The 4,939-nt window shown below is 70.3% G+C and carries 4 protein-coding genes; all 4 read right to left on the bottom strand.

The genetic code is table 11. From position 1 onward, the window contains the following. On the bottom strand, positions 1-167 hold a 167-nt coding region (locus VFZ20_RS00295), incomplete at its 3' end, for an ATP-binding cassette domain-containing protein (protein ID WP_329681807.1). After that, positions 164-946, bottom strand: coding sequence for an ABC transporter permease (locus VFZ20_RS00290; protein ID WP_329681806.1), 783 nt, complete (start codon positions 944-946; stop codon positions 164-166). The genes VFZ20_RS00290 and VFZ20_RS00295, both read right to left, overlap by 4 nt. 149 nt (positions 947-1,095) lie before the next feature. Beyond that, positions 1,096-1,929 (bottom strand): hydrogen peroxide-dependent heme synthase, encoded by an 834-nt coding sequence (gene hemQ, locus VFZ20_RS00285; RefSeq protein ID WP_329681805.1) that lies wholly within the window; start codon positions 1,927-1,929, stop codon positions 1,096-1,098. A gap of 373 nt (positions 1,930-2,302) precedes the next feature. Beyond that, entirely contained in the window at positions 2,303-4,390 is a 2,088-nt protein-coding gene (locus tag VFZ20_RS00280) for a thioredoxin domain-containing protein (RefSeq protein ID WP_329681804.1), read from the bottom strand. Positions 4,391-4,939: the final 549 nt, after the last annotated feature.

The raw sequence follows: 4,939 nt of genomic DNA, 5'->3' as shown, positions 1-4,939 counted from the left end.
CGGTCGGGCATCAGCAGGCCGGCGATGTGCTTGAGCGTCACCGACTTGCCCGCGCCCGAAAAGCCGACGAGGGCGACGGTCTCGCCCTCCTCCACCTCCAGGTCCAGCCCGCGGAGGATCTGCTTGCTTCCGAACGCCTTGTGGACGTCGACGAGTTGAATGCTCACTGTTGCAGCAGCGTGGCGGCCCAGAAGGCGTCCAGCACCAGGATGAGCACGCTGGCGATCACCACCGCCCGCGTGGTCGCCACGCCCACCCCCTCCGCGCCGCCCTGCGTGTGAAAGCCCTGGTAGCACCCCACCACGGTGATCACGAACCCGAACGACATCGACTTGATCAGGAAGAACGTGATGTCGAACGGGTCGTAGAACAGGCGCAGGCCCCGCACGAACTGCGTGGTGGTGAGGCCCAGCATGTTCATGGAGGTGATCCACCCCGCGATGATGCCGATGACGTTGGCGAAGATGACGATCACGGGCACCATGAACGTGCCCGCGATCACCCGCGGTACCACCAGGTACGACACCGGGTTGTACGCCATGGTCTCCAGGGCGTCGATCTGCTCCGACACGCGCATGGTGCCCAGCTCCGCCGCGATGTTGGCGCCGATGCGTCCGCTCAGGGCCAGCCCCGTGAGCACGGGGCCCAGCTCCAGGATCATCGTCTTGCCCACCAGCGCGCCCACGAAGTACAGGGGGATGGCGCCCGTGAACGTGTACGACGCCTGCAGGGCCAGCACGATGCCCGTGAACGCGCTCAGGAACAGCGCGATGGGCAGCGAGTTCAGTCCCAGCTTGCGCATCTGCATCACGCTCAGGCCGGGCCAGGTGCCCAGGTCCGTGAGCGCGCGCCCGCTCTCGGCCACGAACCGGCTGAAGCGGCCGAAGTCCGAGAGCAGCGCGACCGTCACCCGGCCGACCAGCGTAAGGGGCAGCGTCCAGTTCATAGGGGAAATCTAGGGGCATGGCGCGGGGTTCGGCCAGAACGCCCGGCCCGCCTCATCATCCACGGTCTGTACAGGGGTGGCGAATGCCCGCGAAAAGGCCCGGACCCGCACCGGGCCCGGGCCGCGCGCCGGGCGTGCAGCCGCGTGGTCTAGCGTTCCGCGCCGCTCCCGCCCAGCAGCCCCGGCCACGCCTCGGGCGCAAAACGGATGCCGGTAAAGAACTGGCCGAACTCGCCGTACAGCGCGCTGGCCTCGTCGTAGCGCATCTCCGTCACGATCCGCTTGAACTCCAGGGGGTCGCGGGCAAACAGCGTCACGCCCCACTCCCAGTCGTCCAGCCCCACGGATCCCGTGATCACCTGGAACACGCGGCCGGCGAACGTGCGCCCCGTCATCCCGTGCTCGCGCATCAGCCGGCTGCGCTCGTCCACGGGGAGCGTGTACCAGTTGGCTCCCACGGCGCGTCGCTTCGACATGGGATAGAACGACACGTACTTCATCCCCTGGGGCACCTGCGGAAACAGCCGCGTGCGCACGTGCGCCGACGCCAGCTCCGCCGCCTTGGCCTCGTCGATCTGCCGCTTGTACTCGTCGCTCCCCGGCTTGGCCTCCGCGGCGGCCTGAGCCGTGGCGTGGTACAGGCCGGCCTCCGTCACGGACAGGTAGTCGTACTCCAGCCGCAGCAGCTCGCCCAGGGTGCTGTCGCGCAGCCGCAGCTGCACGTCTGCCAGCTCGTCCAGGCTCCGGCGAAAGTGGACGAACATCCAGTCGCCGCCCCCGCCGATCAGGCGGAAGGCCGCGCTCCAGCCGCCCTCGTCGCCTTCGCCGCCGCCAGCCAGCGTGCTCCACAGCGCCCGCGCCTCCTCGCCGATCTCCATGCGGTGCTGGCGGATGAGCGCGCGCAGCGACGTCCAGTCGGTGCTGAACACCTGGTGAAGGGCGTACCACCCTTCCAGCGTTGCGGGAGCGATCTGCGACGACATTGGATCCTTCAGGACTGCGGGTCAGCGACAAGAAAAACGGTGCGAGCTTGCTTGCACGATATTAGTGCGAAGATAGGGAGCGGGGCGGCGGGACGCGAGGGGGAAGAATCCGACAGGGAAGGCGGGACTCCTGCCTCGGGCGAGTGCCCCTCCCCCAACCCTCTCCGCTCGTTCCTCGCGGAGAGGGGAGAACCGCGGGTCGTGCACAGTGGCGGGGAGTCTACCGCGCGCGGAGGGCCCCCTCCCCCCGACCCCCTGCCCCCGCTTCGCGGGGGAGGGGGAGAACTGCACGGAGCACGATGTTCGCCCTGATGCGGTGAACTCGTGGAAGTATACACCCTCTCCCGCGCAGTTTGCGGGAGAGGGTGCGAGCCTAGGCGAGCGGGTGAGGGCCTCCCGGGTGAGGGCCCGCGCCCAGCTGCTCCGCCAAGGCCGCCGGCTCGTGCACGGGCATCTGACAGGCGAGCCGCTCGCACACGTACGCCGTCGCCCGCCCGCCGAGGGCCGTGCGGTCGCGCAGCAGGGGGATGAGCGCCGCCGCGTCGTCGTCCTCGTCCGGGCGGCGGAGCGCGGTGACGGCGTTCGGCAGGTAGGCGCGGGCGGCCACTTGCAGCAGCGCATCCGTCTCCGCGTCCCCCGGCGTGCCCACGAACGCGATCTCCGTCGGCGTCGATAGATGGAGGTCGATCGCGGACAGCAGGTTGCCGAACCCCGCCGCCGCGCGCGCCGTCACCTCCGCCATCCCCTGGATCACGCGCTCCGCTACGGCGCGGTACCGCGCCTCACCCAGGATCTCGCCCAGCCGCAGCAGCATGAGCGTCGCGGACGAGGTGCCGGACGGCGTCGCGTTGTCCCACAGGTCGCGCGGGCGGACGACGAGCGCCTCCGCGTCCGCCGCCGTGTCGTAGAACACGCCCTCCGCGTCGTCCCAGAAGCGCGCGATGACCTCGTCCGCCAGCGTGCGCGCCTCATGAAGCCAGCGCGCGTCGAACGTGGCCTCGTACAGCGCGATCAGCGCGTCCGCGAGGAGCGCGTGGTCCTCCAGGAACGCGGGGATCTTGGCTTCCGCCCTCTCCTTGTACGTGCGCATCAGCCGGCCATCGACCCGGAGCCGACCGAGCAGGAACTCCGCGCTGCGGACGGCGACCTGCCGATAGACCGGCTCGCCCGTGGCACGCGCGGCGTCGGCGAAGGCGTGCAGCATCATCGCGTTCCACGCCGTCAGCACCTTGTCGTCCAGGCCCGGCCACACGCGGTGCGAGCGCGCCTCGTACAGCAGCGGACGCGCGCGGGAGACGGCCTCCATCAGCCGCCGCGGCGTGACGCCGGCCTCCTGCGCCGCCGCCTCCACGGAGCGCCACGCATGCAGGATGTTGCGCTCCTCGAAGTTGCCCTCCTCCGTCACGCCCCACCACGCGCGGACGATGGCGCCGTCCTCCGGGCCCAGCACCTCGTCGATCTGCGCCGGCGTCCACAGGTAGAAGCGCCCCTCCTCGCCCTCGCTGTCCGCGTCCAGCGCGCTGTAGAAGCCGCCCTCCGGCGACGTCATCTCGTTGATGACCCAGCGCAGCACGTCTTCCGCCACCGCCAGGTACTCCGGCGAGCCCGTGGCCTGCCACGCGTGCAGGTACGTGCGGACGAGCAGCGCGTTGTCGTACAGCATCTTCTCGAAGTGGGGCACCAGCCAGTGCGCGTCCACGCTGTACCGCGCGAATCCGCCGCCCAGGTGGTCGTAGATGCCGCCGGACGCCATCCGCCGCAGCGTCACCTCCACCGCGCGAAGGGCCGTCTCGTCCCCCGTGCGCTTCCAGTAGCGCAGCAGGAACTCCAGCGTGAGCGGCTGCGGGAACTTGGGCGCGCCCGCCAGCCCGCCCCACGCCGTGTCGAAGCGCGTGGCCAGCGACTGGAACGCGCGGTCCAGGATGGATGGATCCACCGAGCCCGCCGGCGGGCGCAGGTCCGTGTTCTCGCGGACGGCGTCCGTGAGCGCCCGCGCGCTTTCGCCCACGGCATCGCGGCGGTTGACCCACGCGTCGTTCACCCCCGCCAGCACCTGCTTGAACGAGGGCATCCCGTACCGCGGCTCAAGGGGGTAGTAGGTGCCGCCGTAGAAGGGCTGTCCGTCCGGCGTGATGAAGACGGTCATGGGCCAGCCGCCGTGCCCCGTCATCTGCTGTACGGCGGACATGTAGATGCTGTCGATGTCCGGCCGCTCCTCGCGGTCCACCTTCACGGGGACGAACCACTCGTTCATCAGCCGCGCCGTCTCGTCGTCCTCGAACGACTCGTGTTCCATCACGTGGCACCAGTGGCACGCCGAGTAGCCCACGGAGAGGAGGAGGGGCCGGTCCTCCGTGCGCGCCCGCTCCAGCGCCTCCGGCCCCCAGGGATACCAGTCCACGGGGTTGTCCTTGTGCTGCAGCAGGTACGGACTCGTCTCGTGGGCCAGGCGGTTGGGCATGGACGCGGCTTTCGCTGATTCTCGGTCGGTGGACGTGGGGCGATGTGATGCGGATTCGCGGCGGCAAGGTGCGTTCCGGGGCTAGGGCAAGGCAACGGCGAGGGATGTCGCAGATAGGATGGCTCGCGCCGGGAGCGACCCGCCCCTCTCCCGGCCTCTCCCCGCTCGTTCCTCGCGGAGAGAGGAGACCCGCGCTTACGCGCCTACTTCGTCTTCGGGCAGGGTCTCGCCCCCTGCAACCCCTCCCCCGAAGTTGGGGGAGGGGTCGACCGACGTTGCGAGGAACGAGCAAAAGGAGGTCGGGGGAGAGGGCCTCCCGTCGCGCAGCGACGGGAGGCGACCATCCTCCGTACCCTCCGTCGTTTGTCGCCAGCGATGCGTCGGAACCTTCGCGCGCGGCTGCCGGTAGACGGCGCGGGTCCTGTCTCTCCCCCCGCGCCGGTGGACGACGATGCGAACGCGATGCGGATGGCGGTTCCGGTGGATGCTCCTCCTCTGCCCCCTGCTGGTCGCCGCGCCCGCGGCCGCGCAGCTCGTCGATTACGGGCT

It is taken from the genome of Longimicrobium sp., assembly GCF_036280135.1.
Classification (GTDB): domain Bacteria; phylum Gemmatimonadota; class Gemmatimonadetes; order Longimicrobiales; family Longimicrobiaceae; genus Longimicrobium.
Note: the sequence above shows the minus strand (reverse complement) of the source record. Positions and strands in the feature narration are given on the sequence as shown.